Genomic DNA, 16,887 nt, shown 5'->3' with positions numbered 1-16,887 from the left:
ATATTCAATTAAAACATTGCCTTTACGCCCAGGTTATATAACCTTGTTTGTGGGGTACCTCCTAAATTCAGCTCAAGTATTTCTCTTTCTTTCGCAATTGTTAAAAGATTAAATCCTGCCACATACAGCCCAAGTTCTTTCAGCACTTTACTTTTGAACAATTTATCGGAAACTGTATAGGAGATTTGAACTTTAGATAAATCAAACCGATCTGTGCTGTACAACCAGAAATCAGACGCTCTGAAATTATTATCGCCATTTAAAGTGGTAAGTCGCGGAAATGTTGCCGTATTTTTTGTTTGAGGCGTCCATCTGTCACGCACCACTGCCGAATACTTATCGCTTCCGTTAACCCAAAAATAGTTATCGGTTTTCATGGCACTTCCACCAAAACGGCCTGTACCCAAAACAAATAGGGTAAGATTTTTCCATTTAGCAGTTAAATTCAATCCTGCTGTAAAGGGAGCACCAAACCATCCACCACGACCAAGATATACCTGATCCTTATCATCGATAATTTTGTCGCCGTTCTGATCAATATATTTGATATCGCCCGGAGCCAATGCTGATCCAAATGCTGGTTTTGCATTACTAACTCCATCGGCCGCTGCCACTTCACTGGCATCCATATAAAAACCATTACTTTTTAATCCCCAGATCGCATCAAGCGGTTTACCGGCACGGTATTGATAGCTATTTTCGTAAGTTAACATATCGGCACGTTTTGTTGCCTTGGTGGTATAATATGTTCCGGAAACGCCTAATGTCCAGTCGACAGCTCCAATATGTTTGTTGAAGTTTAAGTAGAAATCTAAACCCGTGCGTTGATCGCTATTATAATTACTATAAGGAACAAAAGAAGAACTCGGAAATCCGGTAGTGAAATAGTTTGGATAAAGCACATTAATCTGACCGATAATTCCGGTGATGTTATTCCTGAAAACATTTGCTCCGAAATTAAGTTGATTTTTGAACATCCCACCTTTTATCCCGATGCTGATTTCTTTTCTTTTAGCGAAAGTTAAGTCCATGTTGGAACCACGGCGCGAATCGGTAGACTGTGTGCCTGTACCATCGTTCCAGCCATACCAGTTACCGCCAGTTGCTGTATAAATACTTTCATAGGCAAAATACTCATCAAAATCAAGATCGGTATTTAAAACACCGGCTGATGCAGTTAGCGTTAAGTCGTTAATGAATGAAACTTTTTTCAAAAACGGCTCTTCGCTAAGGTGCCATCCAATAGAAGCTGCTGGAGAAAGTGCAGTCCTGTTTCCTGGTGGCATTTTTGGTGAGCGTACCACTGCTCCGGTAATTTCAGCAAAATATTTACGGCTGAAATCGTAATTTAACTGCAATCCTAAATTAGAATTTGTTGTTGGCTGATAGATTTCAGACTGTGACTGACGATATGCCGCAGCCAGCAATACCGCAGAGATATGATGGTTATTACGGAACGTAGTATTGTAGTTAAATTGGCCAGATAACGAAATAGTTTGTCTATAATAACTATCTGCGATGTTCTGAACTCCGGTTTTAGTATCTTCCCCCCAGCGCGTTAAACTTCCGATTAGCGTTGTACCAGAGTAGGTTGTCCAATTGGGTTGGTAAGTTGCATATCCGTTTCGATAACCCTGATTATAGCTGTTCAGGTAATCAACGCCCATAGTAGTACTAAAGGTAAGTCCATTCAAAATTCCTTTCAAATCAGCATCAATACCTGTGGTAAACTGAAATTGGCGTTGTACAAATTTATTGTTACCACCCGCATAAATGGCCGCAAATGGATTGGTTTGATCTAATTGCGTACCACCAAGGATGTATTGCCCATCAATAATTGTAGCGTTTTTAATCATCGCTTTGCTCACCTCATCACTCTGCTCCAATAAATTAATTGGGATTAAGGGTGTAAATAAATAAGGGCGCAGGGTTGCAGCACTACTCCAGTAGTTGGTATTTACACCGCCACTGCTGGAAAACACAGCGCTTGCGTCTACCCGTGCTTTTAATGCTTTGGTGAGTTGCATATCAACATTTCCACGGATGTTAAAGCGGTCTGACGTATTATTTTCTTTTGCTTCACCGAAATTAAGCAGTGAACCTGTAGATGCGAACCCAACATTGGTGTAATAACGGGCACGGTCATTCCCTCCTGAAATTTCTGCCACCCCATCATAGCGTGAAAAACTATTTTTGAGGTACTCTGAAGAGTAATAATCCACACTTGGATAACGATAAGGGTTAACACCAGAATGATTATAAATAGTTTCAGGAGTATAAGCCGCTGCCAAACCATCATTGGATAAAGCCTCATTATATAAGGTCATGTACTCTGAAGAGCCCAGGTATTGAGCATATCTTTTTGGCGTATTTAACCCAATATTGGAACGAACGTTTATTTTTTGCTTAGTGGGTGTACCCCTTTTTGTAGTGATCAAAATTACCCCTTTGGCACCACGGCTGCCATATAGGGCAACGGCCGAAGCACTTTTTAGAAAAGTGATCTCCTCAATTTCATTTGGTGTAACACTGTTCACATCCCTCGGAACTCCATCAACCAATATAAACGAGGTGTTCATACCCCAGAGGTTGTTGCCATTAAAGCCCGGAGCAAAAGCCTCCATCCCGTCCAATCCATAAGTGGTAAAGTTTTTCTCAAAGAGCTGTGCCAGGTTAACACTTGAAACACCGGCAGGAAGATTACTTTCCGCGACGTTTTTAAAACCCACATTTATCAGCCTATCCTCTTTAGTTAAAGTTACTTGCTTCAGGTTGGCTAATGCGGTTACCAGTGAGGTTTTATAGCCTTTAGCACTTACTGAAAATGTACTGTTCTCATTTACGGATAAAGAGAATTCACCTTCCTGATTTGCTATAGTGAGCACATCGCTTCCTTCAATAGTTATGGATGCCCCTTTTACCGGATTTCCATTAATATCGCGAACAACAGCTTTTATAGGTATCTTAACGGCGTCCTGACCTTTGATTACACCAACAAACAGTGTAAGAAAGACACACAGCGCCAATGCATTTCTTAAAAATTTCATCATTCTTGTCTTTAATTATTTGTGATCATGAACTACCTTACCATCCGGGGTTTTGCGCAAACTCCTTATACATATTTACATCTGCCCGCTTAAGTGGCAGCCAATAATGCTTCTCACTAAATGGGCGTTGTAATATTAACCGCTCGCGATAGTTTACAACCTTATTCAATTTGGTATCGGTTGTGGTGTTTAAAGGGGCAGCACGATCAAATTCTGCAGCTGTTTTTAGCGTGTACGGCAATTCGGCGAGCAAATGCCAGCGGCGAAGGTCATTAAAACGATGTCCTTCAAAGGCAAGTTCAACAGCGCGTTCGCGTCTAACTTCTTTCATAAATTCTGTTGTAGATGCTAAAAACTGTGCGGCAACATGCCCAACACCAGCGCGATCCCGAATTACGTTGATCGCATCAACGGCAGTTTTGCTAAAACCTTCTGCGGTTGCACCCGGGGACTCGTATCCTGCTGCAACCGATTCTGCATACATCAGGTAGATATCGGCCAAACGCATATATGAAACCTTAATATTCAGATTCTGGCCATAATTCCAGCCCTGATCAAAGTTATTGGCAGTTCTGGGCACAAATTTAAACATCATGTACCCGGTACGACTACCAGAACGTTCATCTCTGTAACTTCCACTTGTATACAGGTTTGCATACCGGTGTGGCTCCATATTTGCCGCTAATGTTCCCTGCACCACTTTAACCCCATCGTATATAATGTCATTATAGAACCTTGGATCGCGATCGCGCCATGGAAATTGCGGATCATATCCTGATCCGCTAGGATCAGCCTGGGCAGAATTTGAAATGGGCAAACCATTTTTCATCCCATAATAATTAATATAATTTGCAGTAGGCGCAAATACCAGTGCATCGGCACCTACAATTGCTGGTGTATATTGTTTTGCAGTACCATAGGTTGAACCATGCGCCCCCCAGTATGGACCTGTAAATATGACTTCAGTACCTCCCGGGATCAAGAAATTTTGTCCGATTGTGTAAAAATTGGTACTGTATTGTGCAAAAGGTAATAACTTATGTGGAGCAGCCCCACTTTCTGTTAGTTTCAATAACTCGGCAAATGCAGCCGCAGCCTTTTTACTCAGTTCTACATTGTAAGTTTTACTTCCGGTAGATTCAAGGTTCATTAACGGACTAGCGGCCCACAGGTAGTTTTTACCTAAATAACCTAGCGCCATAATTTTATTGATGCGCAACTGGTTTTTACCCAGGGTTTGGATTCCGGCTGTTGTATTATCCCAATTGATTGGCAAAAGATCAGCGGCGGCTCTGAAATCCAGTGCTGCCTTTGCTGCACATTCCTGATATTTAAGCCTTGGCAATCTCAATTCTTCATCAGCTGGTAATACCTTATCAATGTATGGCAACCCTCCGAAATATTGAATGAGCTGAAAATGGAACCAGGCTCTAAAGAACAGTAGCTGACCTCTGATCAGATTACGTTCTTCATCAGTTGCGTTTGCCATCAGGTTTAGGTTCTCCAAACCTAAATTCGCTTTACGAATGCCATACCAGGCCAGCGGATAAAGGCCCTTGGTAAAACGATCGTTATTTGTACTGGCATTGGCATTGTCTAAAAACCCTGCACCCCATCCGTCAAACTCTCTTTGCCAGCCCCAAAAATCACCATTATCAATTTTATTAACAAAGTGGAAATTTTGCACGGTAGACTGAATTTCATCTTCCCCCCAGTTGAAACTGTTGGTCCAATAACGATTGGTAAAATCTGGAATACAGTTATAGAGCTCTTCGGTAAAACCCTGAAAACTACGAAAGTCTTTAAAGGCAGATTCTGCCGTCACAGTTGCTTCAGGATCTCTGTCTAAATATTTTTTACAAGATACCATGCCGGTTCCCGCCCAAATCATTCCTATTAACAATAGGTGTTTTATATATTTTTTCATAATGATCATGTTAGAAGATGAAATTAGCGCCCAGATTATACCGCTTTACAGTTGGATAAGCACCCTGCGAAGCCCATCCTTGTCCGCCAGCACTTTGATAGTTCGCTTCACGGTCATCCGGCATCTTAGTCCACACGTATAAATTGTTTCCGTTTAAGAATATACGTATGCTTGAGATTCCTGCTTTTTTAACCCAATCTTGCCTAAAAGTGTAAGCAACCTCAGCATTTTTTAAACGCAGGTAAGATGCGTCATAAAAATACCTGTCTCCTGTGTAAAAACCCGCTGGCGTTGTTTCCCAACGTGGCATCGGACCATCAGGGTTTGTATTGTCTTTTGACCAATAACTTCCTTCATCATAGGCAACTGTATTCTTTCCTGAAAATGTTCCGAATACAACCTGGCGGGTAACATTATTTACACCATAAAATTGAGCAAAGGCACTGAAACCTTTCCATTCAAAACCTATAGTTGCATTGTAGGTGTTTTCAGGAGCGCCAGAATAACCATAAGGAATGTTATCATTCGCATCAATTACCCCATCAGCATTGTAATCTACCAGGTGATAGTTTCCCGGGATTTTCAATTGGTCGTTGGCATTGTGCATGGTACTTCCATAAAGCTGATCCCAGGTATTGTAATAACCAGCGCTCACATAAGAATAAGCCTGTCCAATCTGTTTATCAAGAGGCTTAGCATATAACGGTAATAATCCGGCAACATCAGCATAGGTAACTTTGTTCTTGGCATGAGTATAATTAATGTTGCTCCATAATGTAAGGTTATTGTTGATTTTCTTATTAAAACGCAGATCGATTTCAAATCCTCTTGATTTCACTTTCCCAACGTTAAACGTAGGTGGTGTGGCACCATAGTAACTTGGAACAGCACGATTGCTGGTAAGGATATCACTCCTGTTGTCCTGGAAGAAATCTACACTTCCAGAGATCATGTTTCCAAAAAATCCAAAATCAAGTGCAATATTCTTCTTTACAACTTTTTCCCAACGCACGTTTGGATTACCTACCGAAGTTTCCCTATACCAGTTGTAAGGACTATTCTCTGCAGCTTCTCCGGTAATGCCGAGCGGTGTAGTGCCGCCAAATGCCCAGTTCGTTAAGAAGGCAAATCTTGGAGAACCGCCATCATCGCCAATTGCGCCATACGATCCGCGTAATTTCAATGAATTGATGAATTTGATCGGTTTCATAAATTTTTCTTCAGAAATCATCCATCCAAGTCCTCCAGAAGAAAAGAAATCAAAACGATAGGCAGGTGCAAATCGCTCAGAACCATTATAAGCACCATTATATTCTACACTATACTTACCTGCATAATTATAAGTGGTACGGAAAACCCAGTCTTCACGGTAAGAAGGAATAATACTTCCGGTGGCGGTATTATCTCTGCTCCAAAGTCCCATAGCCGTTATATTATGATTTTGAGCGATGGTTCGGGCATAATTGATTTGCATTTGAGAAAACATCCGGCGGTAAGTTGCGCCATCGTTAACATCACCTGCACGGCTTGCCCACCTTACACTTTCTCTCCATTCCAGCTCTGTTGCCGCATCCTTAGTTTGCGAATAACTTACCACTCCTGTTTCAGGATCAATATATTTACTTAGTGTTCCGTTATTACTGTCATCAATTCCGCGGCCAGCTTCAATAAATGTATTATCGATAGATAATGTTCCTTTCAGGCTCAATCCTTTAACAAGAGAATTTAAGCTTTGATCTAAGGTAAAATCTGTGGTAATACGGGAAGTTGTGGTCGTTTGCATACCACTGGTAGATAAAATTCGCACAGAGTTTAAACTTTGTTGTTCATTGGGTTTGTAGTATCCCCATGTACCATCCGAATAAACAGGAAGATAGAGATTTGGCGCTGCAGAATAAGCAGCAGTCCAGGTGTTGTAAGGGTTAACGTTAATCCATGGACGCTCAGATGTGCCTCGTGAACCGGAGATATTTGTTCTGAATACCGTTGATGGTGTTATTTGAAAATCTAAGTTGCTTCTTACGTTCAGTCTTTTGAAACTGTAGCCCCCGCTATAGCCACGATCGTTACTAAATCTTTTAAATAAATCTCCTTCGTCAAGGTAATCCACTGAAGAAAAATATTTTACGAATGAAGTTCCACCGCTTATATTAAGATTGGCATTATAAGACATTGCATTATCTCTGAACAAGGTATTTACCCAATCTACATTGGGGTAACGCTCGGCTTCTTCAAGATTGGCTGGGGAGCGGTATTTTTGCATCACAGCTTCTGGAAGATAGGAACTCCAGGCGCCCGGAGCGAGCGCCAGTTCATATTCGATTACCCGGTTACGTGCCTGGAACATATCATACGAATCGAGTTTACCAGGCAGTTTAGATGCAGATTTAACTACTGTATTAGCAGCTGCCCTAATTTCTGCCTTCCCCTCGCGCCCCCTTTTGGTGGTGATTAAGATTACGCCATTTGCTCCTTTTACCCCAAATACCGCAGTGGCTGAAGCATCTTTAAGTACTGATACTGTAGCTACAGAGCTGATATCTATATTATTTATCGATCGCTCAACTCCATCTACTAAAATAAGCGGACTGGCATTGTTCCAGGTGCTGCGCCCGCGAATAAGAATCTGAGGATCTTCATCTCCCGGCATTCCGGTGCTGGCGGTGGTAATTACACCTGGCAAATTTCCGGTTAATGCGGCACCTAAACTAGATACACCACCTGTTCTCTCCAATACTTCGCTGGTTGTTTGAGAAATTGCACCTACCACGCTTTGTTTCTTCTGAACGCCATATCCCACAATCACAACATCACCCAATTGATCGGAGTTAGATTTCATTGTTACGTTTATTTTGTTTTTGCCGGCAACACTTACTTCCTGCGTTTTCATACCTATATATGCAACGCTAAGTACCTGCTTGTCAGCCGGCACCTCTATGGCAAATTCGCCGTTCGTACCGGTTTGCACCTTAGAATTAGTGCCTTTTATAGTGATAGTAACTCCTACTAGCAACTGCTTTTGTTCATCAACTACCGTCCCGGTTATCTTTCGCCGTTGTTGGGCAGCAGCCGTATTGACGAATAGCGCGGAAGTAATCAGTATTAAATACATCACAAGTAATAACTGCTTTGCCCCCTTAAATCCGGAGCGCGCACTATTACCCATATTGGTTATTTTTTCCATTATTTAAAATCATTAAAAAAGAAATAGAATTGGATAATTGTACGCCAGGCCTAGTAAATCAGGGTCATCAAAACAGATTTTTCAACTGTTTCAGGTAGCGAAGAGCGGATTAATCCCTCTTTGGAGTAGTAGTAGTTTTTGGTCATAAATTTTGGTTTATTTTGGTTAGAATTACTATTCGATACCGTTGAACGAAATTCACCTATATCGGTTTGAGATCGATTTGGATTTAGCCAGGTGCTTTCATGAGCATTTGTTCAATTTGGTTCATATTTATTTGGTTAGCTCCTTACAATAAAAACCAATTTTAGTTTTCCTCATTTTGAACAATCTGTCTTTGGCGCTCACTGAGATTTAAGATCAGCATTATGCACTCTTAGGTAAGTATTGGTATACTTACTTCAGCATCATGTTTGAAAAGAAGATAATGGTTTTACCCTGTATTGAATATTCGAAGCTAAGACAACTACAATTTTAAGGATAGCACAATTGTTTAAATTAATACCCAGTTTGTTTAAGTAGCTTAAAAAGTGCTTTTATGTATCAAAAAAACCATAAAAGTCATCACAACCATCCTAAAATTATTCCATCATTCATTCACCTGTCTGCATAATGAACCTGAATTTAGGGCAAGCGCTGGCATTCATATCTGCAAATGACCTAGCGCATTTATGAGTTAAAGTATTGAAGCCGAAAAGCTGCAGGGTGAAGGTTGTTGCTGTAAATTCCTTTTTTCGCAATGAGATAAATTTAATGCACAAAAGCAATTTAGTTGCATTTGTAATTATCAATTGTATATTTGCAACACAATTGCATTAAAATGATAAAGAAATTACCGGTAACCGTATTAAGCGGTTTTTTAGGCAGTGGCAAGACCACCCTGCTAAACGCCATATTAAAGAATAAGCAAGATTTAAAAGTGGCGGTTATTGTGAACGACATGAGTGAGGTAAACATCGATGCTGCTACAGTCAAAAACCAGCATAGTTTATCTAAAACTGATGAAAAACTGGTAGAGATGAGCAATGGGTGCATTTGTTGTACCTTGCGTGAAGATCTGATGATTGAGGTAGAAAAACTGGCGAAAGAAAACCGATTCGACTATCTGCTGATTGAAAGCACCGGAATATCTGAACCCATCCCTGTTGCACAAACATTTTCTTTTATAGATGAAGCCTCCGGTATTGATCTGAGCAGATTTAGCCAGTTAGATACCATGGTGACTGTTGTTGATGCTTACAACTTTTATAAAGATTTTGGTTCGGCAGATAAGCTTGCCGACCGTAATATGGTTGATAACCTGGCGGATAAACGTACTATTGTAAATCTACTTACCGACCAAATCGAATTTGCCAATGTTATTTTATTGAACAAAACTGACCTGGTAAGTGATACCGACCTTAAAGTACTTAAGGCGTTAATTGCAAAACTTAACCCTACTGCTAAAATTTATCAGACACTCTTCGGAGAAATAAATCCATCCTTAATCTTAAATACTGGTTTATTCGATTTTGAATCGGCATCAGATGGTGCAGGATGGAAAAAGGAGCTGGAAGAAGTCCATCAACCCGAAACAGAAGAATATGGAATAAGTTCGACCGTATTCCGTTCTAAAAAACCTTTTCACCCTGAAAGATTATGGCATTTCATTAATAAAGAATTTCCACAGAACATTATCCGTTCGAAAGGTATTTTCTATTTAGCTGCCATGCCTGAACAGGCCATTAATTTCTCGCAAGCGGGTGGTTCTTTACGTATCGATCTGGCAGGGGTTTGGTGGGCAAGTATGCAACAGCATGAACGTGAGCAATACCAGGACTACCAGGAGAACAGAGCTGAAATTGATGCAGATTGGGACAACGATTTTGGAGACCGTAAAAATGAGCTTGTGTTTATTGGCCAGGAAATGAACAACGATGAGTTAAAAAAATCGCTTGAATATTGCCTCTTAACTGACCGAGAAGTGAAGGATTATCAAACAAAAAACAGCTTTAAAAATCCTTTTGAGCATGTTTTATTTTAAAAACAAAACAATATTAGATGGAATGAACAATGGAAGTTTTTCTATGATATTCTTAGCGGGCCTGTTTTACAAACGATAGGCCATTAAAACCAATTTATTTACCGTACAGGATAGGATTATCTGCAAAAACATTCAAATACCGCCTGTTAACGGATACAGAAGCAAAACTATTTAAATTAACCAGTTCTAAGAATGCATTTGAGTATATTTCGCTATAATACTGATAATTAGTAGATAAAGTTAACAAAATGGTAGTTTTTCGATAATATTTTTAGGTTTTATTTTGCTTAAATTTGTCTAACCAAACAACGCTTATCATGGAATCCTCAGGAAAATTAACTTCAGTTAAAATCCACGTGCATTGCCCGAAGTGTAAAAACTTCGAAACCTATAGAGTACCAAGAGGGTTTATCTTTAAAATACTTATGCCTTGGATTTCAGTTAAGAGATACAAATGTTATAAGTGTTTTAATAAGTTTTACGTATTTAAGTAATCTAAAATTATCATCCCATTTAAGCCGCTTCAGTTAGCTTTTTTCTTTTAAAACGCTTTATACTTATAGCAAATCCTGGAATCGAAATTAATCAAGATCTACTTTATTTATAACTCAAATAAGATAGAAGGTCATACGCTGCCAATCGATTGATCGAAAGTCTTAAGATTAAAGAAAAAAATCTAAAAACCAATTCATTTCAAATTGAGTTGAGCGACTAATCAATTTCCTTCAGTCAAGGTAATTCTTGACTAATACGCTTTGAATAAGAGATCTTGCTGGAGATCAACTTCCTGTTCAATTTTAAATTCGAGCCCAATGAACAGATCTTTTATGATCAGTTTCATTGGGCTTAAAATATTATTCAGCGATTAAAAGGAAGTAGTTTTTCTTTCCTTTTTGTACGACGATGAATTTGTCGTTTATCAAATGATCTGCGGTAAAGATCTGAGCCATTTCAGCTACCTTTTCTTTATTTACAGAAACCCCTCCTCCCTGAATGGTTTTCTTGGCTTCTCCTTTTGACGGAAATATAGCTGATTTTTCTGCAAGTAAGCTTGCTGCATCAATTCCAGCACCAAGTTCTTCAATTAAGATTTTATATTGTGGTATACCATCAAATATATCCAACACTTCTTTATCAGATAAGCCTTTTAAAAACTCCAATGAACCGTTACCGAACAAAAACTCAGATGTTTTAATAGCGGTTTCCAAAGCATCCACCGAATGGGTTTTTATGGTGATATCTTCAGCCAAAGCTTTTTGAAGGATACGCAAATGCGGAGCGGCATCATGTTCCTTTTCTAAAGCTTCTATTTCTTCTTTATTTTTAAGCGTAAAAATGCGGATCCATTTTTTCACATCATCATCTGATGCATTTAACCAGAACTGGTAGAATTTATATGGAGAAGTCTTTTCCGGATCCAGCCAAACTGCACCACTCTCGGTTTTACCGAATTTGGTTCCGTCTGCCTTTTTAATCAGTTGTGTGGTAATCGCATAAGCTGTGCCAGCGTCTTTTCTTCTGATGAGCTCTGTTCCGGTAACAATATTGCCCCATTGATCTGATCCACCCATCTGTACCAAACAGTTTTCATTTTTCCATAAATGATAAAAATCGTAACCCTGAATCAACTGGTAACAGAATTCGGTAAAAGACAGACCAGAATCGCCCTCTAAACGTCTTTTAACGCTATCCTTGGCCATCATATAGTTCACAGTAATATGCTTACCTACATCCCTGATGAAAGTGAAAAGGTTCATATCTTTAAACCAATCGGCATTGTTAACCATTACGGCCCCGTTTCCGCCTTCCTCAAATTTTAAGAATTTAGCCAATTGCTTTTTCATCCCTTTCAGATTATGCTCAATCATTTCAGGTGTCTGAAGGTTACGTTCATCAGATTTCCCTGAAGGATCGCCCACCATACCTGTAGCACCACCAACCAAAGCAAACGGCTTGTGACCGGCATTTTGAAAATGAATCAGGGTCATGATCTGCGTTAAGTGACCAACATGTAACGAATCTGCAGTAGGGTCAAAACCGATATAACCGGAAGTCATACCCTCGTTTAACTTTTCTTCAGTATTCGGCATAATATCATGCAGCATGCCACGCCATCTTAACTCTTCAACAAAATTCGTCATTGTACAAACACTTTAATAATGTGCGTGCAAAGATAAAATTTTAGCTTAGTTTAAAGCAAATTAGTTGGTTTTGTAAATGAGTTATCATAATTGAACTCAGCCTTTACAACCATATAAGAAAACATTACCTTGCAAGATGAACTTTTTATCCCATTATTATTTCGACCGGACAAGTAATGATGCCAATGTGGTAATGGGAACTGTTTTGCCAGATCTGATTAAAAATGCGGCTAAAGAAGCAAATTTATATCCCCAGAAGAATGAATTCCTGTTTAAAGGGAACCCTGACGAAGAAAGCCTTCTAATTGGCTGGAAAAGACATTTAGCTGTCGATCTGCTTTTTCATTCCTCTAATTTCTTCCTGGAGAAAACCACAGAACTTAAGCAACTCATTAAGCCAATTGTAGAAAATACTGCGGTGCGCCCTTCCTTTCTTGCCCATATTGGCTTAGAACTTTTATTGGATCATCTATTAGTGGAACACAACCTGGTTCAGGTTAACCATTTTTACGATAAACTTGATGCCGTAAAAAAAGAATCGTTAAGCGATTTCCTGGAGCACTGCAAGCTTAAAAATCCTGAAATATTTTTCGATTTTTTAACGAAATTCATTAGCAGTAAATACCTGTTGAGTTACCAAAAACTCGAAAACATCAGTTATGCCCTTAACAGGATTTGTATGCGTTTGTGGCCAGAAACATTAAATGAAAAACAGTTGCAGCAGCTTACTTTTCAGTTGAGCCTTTTCAAGGCGGTTTTGGAAAAAGACTATATGGATATTTTTAAGGAAATTGAAGAAAAAATAGACTTGTAAGAGAAATCGTCATCTCCTGAAACGCATTGGAATGGAGCGATCTAAAAAAGTCGTCATTGCGAGGAGAAACGACGACGCAATCTTACAACGATCGCTATAACCCACAGTAGGAGATTGCTTCGTCGGCCGAAAAAACCTTTACAGCAATAACGATTTCTCGCTAACATCTTAAAAAAGATTAAACAGAGCAGTTTTTTTGTTTTCCACACCATAAAACCCTTTCCTCCTTTTTCTATATTTGTCTTATGTCGCTAACTGCAATAAAAGAAGAAATGGATGCCCTGGTGGCCGAATTAAACCAGCACAATTATAACTATTACGTGCTGGCTATGCCTACCATTGGCGATTATGAATTTGATAAAAAATTAAAACATCTTGCCGGGCTCGAAAAAGCAAATCCTGACTTTGCCGATCCAAATTCGCCTACGCAGCGTGTTGGTGGCGATATCACCAAAAATTTTGTTACGGTAAATCATAAATACCCGATGTTATCACTGGGGAATACCTATAACGAACAGGATCTCCGGGATTTTGATGAACGTATCCGTAAAGCAATTGGCGATAATTTTGAATACGTTTGCGAATTAAAATTTGATGGCTTATCTATTAGTCTTACTTACGAAAATGGCAAACTTTTACGTGCGGTTACCCGTGGTGATGGCACCAAAGGTGATGATGTAACTAATAATGTAAAAACCATTCATACCATCCCACATCAAATCAAATCAACTGCCGCACCTGAACATTTCGAAATCCGTGGCGAGATTTTCATGCACAAAGCGGCCTTTTTACGCTTAAATGCAGCACGTGAGGAGCTGGGAGAAATCCCTTACGCAAACCCCCGTAACTTTGCATCTGGCACTATAAAAATGCAAGACAGCAAGGAAGTAGCTAAACGGCCATTAGACGGTTTTATTTATTTCCTGTATACAGATAAAAATGAATTTAAAACCCATTGGGAAAGTTTAAATGCCGTAAAAGACTGGGGTTTTCATGTTTGCGAACATAACCGCCTGGTTTCTAATATCGATGCAGTTCTGGAATTTATTCACCATTGGGAAAACGAACGTTTTAAACTAAGTTACGATATTGATGGTATTGTAATTAAGGTAAATAGTTATGCGCAACAACAGGAATTGGGTTTCACTTCCAAATCTCCACGCTGGGCCATTTCATATAAATATAAAGCAGCAGAGGTTGAAACTGTTTTAGCAAAGGTAACCTATCAGGTGGGTAGAACCGGAGCAGTTACGCCGGTTGCCAATTTAAAGCCTGTTTTATTGGCTGGTACTACGGTTAAACGTGCTACACTACATAACGCAAACGAAATAGAGCGTTTAGATTTACATGAAGGCGATACTGTGTATGTAGAAAAAGGTGGTGAAATTATTCCGAAAATTATTAAGGTAAATTTAGATAAGCGCTTGCCTGGTGCTAAAAGGGTTCATTATTTACACAACTGCCCCGAATGTGGAACAGAATTAATCAGGAGAGAAGGAGAAGCAGTTCATTATTGCCTTAACGATGAAGGTTGCCCTCCACAGATAGTGGGAAAAATTCAGCATTTTATTTCCCGCAAGGCCATGAATATAGACGGACTTGGAGATGAAACCATCGAAACCTTTTACAAACGGGGCTTAGTAAACCACATTAGTGATTTATATACCTTATACGAGAAATCAGATGAACTTAAAACCCTGGATCGTTTCGGCGAACGTTCTATTGAAAACATGCTTGCAGGCATTGAAAAATCAAAAGAAATGCCTTTCGAAAAAGTGCTTTTTGGCTTGGGCATCCGTTACGTTGGCGAAACAGTAGCAAAGAAACTGGCCGCCGGAATTAAGAATATAGATAATTTGGCCAAGGCAACTGTAGAGGATTTAATTGCTATTGATGAAATTGGACAGCGAATAGCAGAGAGTATTGTTGAATATTTTGGAAAATCTGAGCACTTACAGCAGGTAGAATTATTAAAATTAGCAGGATTACAGTTTGAAATTGAAGAAAAAGTAATAACGCTGGACAGTGATAGACTTATTGGAAAAACATTCGTAATTTCGGGCGTTTTTGAAAACTTTAGCCGCGATGAGCTAAAAGATATGATTGAGGCCAACGGAGGCAAGATGCTGAGCGGCATTTCGGGCAAATTGAATTATCTGGTAGCGGGCGACAATATGGGGCCATCGAAACTGGAAAAAGCGAATAAGCTAAACGTCCCAATCATCACCGATGCCGAACTTTTAGAAATGATAAATGGTTAATATTTTACCACAAAGACACTAAGAACACAAAGTTAATTGATTATAAACATCCCTGTTGCTTCAAAATAAATTATTTTAAAATATTAAGGGATGACTGAAGATGAAATTGCTAAATTAATTGTTAATGCTGCGTATCAAGTTCATGTTGAGCTTGGGCCAGGATTGTTAGAGTCAGCTTATGAAGCTTGTCTGGTTTATGAATTGGTTAATGCAGGGCTGCAAGTTTCCAATCAAATAGATCTTCCTGTTCATTACAAGGATATAAAACTTAGTTGTAATTACAGAATAGATATTTTGGTTGAAAGAAAAGTTATTATTGAAGTGAAAGCTGTAAATATTCTTAAAGATGTTCACTTAGCGCAAACAATAACATATTTAAAGCTCTCTAACTGTAAGCTAGGATTACTCATTAACTTTAACGAGTCAAAAATAAAAGATGGAATAAAAAGAGTTATAAATGGCTATTTATAACCCAAAGAACAAAAACCTTGGTGTACTTTGTGGCTCCGTGGTAAAAACAAAAAAGTAAATTATAAAATGAACAAATTTCAGGGTACTGGTGTAGCCTTAGTTACGCCTTTCAACACAGATGGATCAGTTGATTATAACGGCTTAAAAAACCTGATTAATTACCTGGTAGATGGAGGGATAGATTACCTCGTTTCTTTAGGTACAACCGGCGAAACCGCTACAATGACCAAGGACGAGAAGAAGAAGGTGTGGGCCTATACTGCTGAAATTAACAATAACAGATTACCTTTAGTTGCCGGCATAGGTGGCAATAACACGTTTTCTGTGGCTGAAGACATTAAATCTTTCGATGCTGCAGGTTATAGTGCAATTTTATCGGTTAGTCCTTATTACAACAAACCTACCCAGGAAGGAATTTATCAACACTATAAATATTTAGCTGAAATTTCTCCTTTAGATTTGATTTTATACAACGTACCCGGTCGTACAGGAAGTAATATGAGCCCTGAGACTACCTGCAGGCTGGCTCATGATTTTAAAAACATTATTGCAACCAAAGAAGCATCAGGAAGTTTCGATCAGTTTAACCAGATTATGAGAGATAAACCTGCAGATTTTCTTTTAATCTCCGGGGATGATCCGGTTACTTTGCCGATGATCGCTTTGGGTGCCGCAGGCATTATTTCAGTAATCGGAAACGCTTTACCTAAACAATTTTCTGATATGGTAAAACTTTGTTTAGCTGGCGCTTATAAAGCGGCATTGCCTGCTCATTTAGGCTTAGTAGAATTCACTCGCCTGGCATTTGCAGAAGGCAATCCGGCAGGGATAAAAGCTGCATTAAAACATTTAGGTGTTTGTGGCGATACCGTAAGGTTGCCATTAGTTAAAGCATCTGCATCTTTAGAAAAATCAATAATTGCAGAAATAGAAAAGCTAAGTGAAGTAGCTTAAGCTGCTTATAATAATATTTCCCAAAAATGTAAACAGATTGTTTGATTTTGCAGAAAAAATGCAAA

General features: G+C 39.2%; 9 protein-coding genes. 5 read left to right on the top strand and 4 right to left on the bottom strand.

Annotation, left to right across the window (positions count from 1 at the left end; all coding sequences use genetic code 11):
* Positions 1-8 precede the first annotated feature (8 nt).
* From KYH19_RS01950 to KYH19_RS01940, 3 genes are read right to left on the bottom strand one after another with little or no spacing between them, the layout of a single operon-like run.
* Entirely contained in the window at positions 9-3,050 is a 3,042-nt protein-coding gene (locus KYH19_RS01950; RefSeq protein ID WP_219077369.1) for a SusC/RagA family TonB-linked outer membrane protein, read from the bottom strand.
* Between the two features lie 34 nt (positions 3,051-3,084).
* On the bottom strand, positions 3,085-4,974 hold the full coding sequence (locus KYH19_RS01945; RefSeq protein WP_219077368.1) for a RagB/SusD family nutrient uptake outer membrane protein: 1,890 nt from the start codon (positions 4,972-4,974) through the stop codon (positions 3,085-3,087).
* 10 nt (positions 4,975-4,984) lie between these two features.
* Complete coding sequence (locus KYH19_RS01940) at positions 4,985-8,158, bottom strand: SusC/RagA family TonB-linked outer membrane protein (protein WP_255562533.1); 3,174 nt, start codon at positions 8,156-8,158, stop codon at positions 4,985-4,987.
* A gap of 820 nt (positions 8,159-8,978) precedes the next feature.
* Here KYH19_RS01940 and KYH19_RS01935 point away from each other — a divergent pair.
* Complete coding sequence (locus tag KYH19_RS01935; RefSeq protein WP_255562532.1) at positions 8,979-10,181, top strand: GTP-binding protein; 1,203 nt, start codon at positions 8,979-8,981, stop codon at positions 10,179-10,181.
* A gap of 854 nt (positions 10,182-11,035) precedes the next feature.
* Here the strand turns inward: KYH19_RS01935 and tyrS are convergent.
* Positions 11,036-12,322: a tyrosine--tRNA ligase gene (tyrS, locus tag KYH19_RS01930; RefSeq protein WP_132395134.1), complete on the bottom strand. Its 1,287-nt coding sequence runs from the start codon at positions 12,320-12,322 to the stop codon at positions 11,036-11,038.
* Positions 12,323-12,458: 136 nt separating this feature from the next.
* Here tyrS and KYH19_RS01925 point away from each other — a divergent pair, with 136 nt between their 5' ends.
* The 4 genes from KYH19_RS01925 to dapA all read left to right on the top strand — a co-directional run bounded on the left by KYH19_RS01925 (position 12,459) and on the right by dapA (position 16,822).
* The gene (locus KYH19_RS01925; protein ID WP_132395135.1) at positions 12,459-13,136 is read left to right on the top strand and encodes an ACP phosphodiesterase; all 678 of its coding nucleotides are present in this window, start codon (positions 12,459-12,461) and stop codon (positions 13,134-13,136) included.
* Between the two features lie 245 nt (positions 13,137-13,381).
* Positions 13,382-15,397: an NAD-dependent DNA ligase LigA gene (ligA, locus tag KYH19_RS01920; protein ID WP_219077367.1), complete on the top strand. Its 2,016-nt coding sequence runs from the start codon at positions 13,382-13,384 to the stop codon at positions 15,395-15,397.
* Between the two features lie 90 nt (positions 15,398-15,487).
* The gene (locus tag KYH19_RS01915) at positions 15,488-15,868 is read left to right on the top strand and encodes a GxxExxY protein (RefSeq protein WP_219077366.1); all 381 of its coding nucleotides are present in this window, start codon (positions 15,488-15,490) and stop codon (positions 15,866-15,868) included.
* Between the two features lie 66 nt (positions 15,869-15,934).
* Positions 15,935-16,822, top strand: a complete 888-nt coding sequence (gene dapA / locus KYH19_RS01910; protein ID WP_132395137.1) for a 4-hydroxy-tetrahydrodipicolinate synthase — start codon at positions 15,935-15,937, stop codon at positions 16,820-16,822.
* Positions 16,823-16,887: the final 65 nt, after the last annotated feature.

The sequence above is a fragment of the Pedobacter sp. D749 genome, from assembly GCF_019317285.1.
GTDB lineage: Bacteria > Bacteroidota > Bacteroidia > Sphingobacteriales > Sphingobacteriaceae > Pedobacter.
The sequence above is the reverse complement of the archived record's forward strand: the minus strand, read 5'-3'. Positions and strand labels throughout refer to the sequence as shown.